Source organism: Ruegeria sp. AL12 (assembly GCF_056540885.1).
Map to the genome: position 1 here is coordinate 1 of NZ_JBQFXN010000184.1, position 568 is coordinate 568.

At 57.9% G+C, this 568-nt stretch carries 1 protein-coding gene; it reads left to right on the forward strand.

Annotated elements, in window-relative coordinates; translation table 11 throughout:
• The coding region (locus ACR0C6_RS22115) for a cyanophycin synthetase family protein (RefSeq protein ID WP_480621341.1) at window positions 1–568 on the forward strand (568 nt) is incomplete at both ends.

Sequence of the window (568 nt, forward strand, 5' to 3'; positions counted from 1 at the left end):
CGGCGGCTTTATCCGCCGCCTGCGCGAGGATGAAGGCACCTGGCTGGGACATGTGCTGGAACATTGCGCCAACGAAGTTCAGAACGTGGCCGGGTCCGACGTGACCTTTGGACGTACGCGCGGCACAGGTGAGCCGGGCCAGTACAATATGGTCTATGAATACCGCCAGCGCGACGTCGGTCTGGATGCGGGCAATCTGGCGATGCGGTTACTGATGCACCTGCTGCCGCAATCCCTGAAAGATCAGGTGGATTACGAATTCGACCCGGACTTCAACTGGGATGAAGAACTGCGCAGCTTTGTGCTGCGGGCGCAACGCAAGGAATTTGGCCCATCGACCGGATCGCTGGTCAAGGCGGCGCAGGAACGCGACATTCCGTGGATCAGGCTGAATTCCGGCTCGCTTGTGCAATTTGGACACGGCAAGTTTCAGAAACGCATTCAGGCGACAATTACGTCCGAGACCAAGCATATCTCGGTCGAGATATCCTGTGACAAGGAAGACACCCATAATCTGCTGAACGATCTTGGCGTGCCGGTTCCGCAGCAGCGCATGGTCTATTCGGCC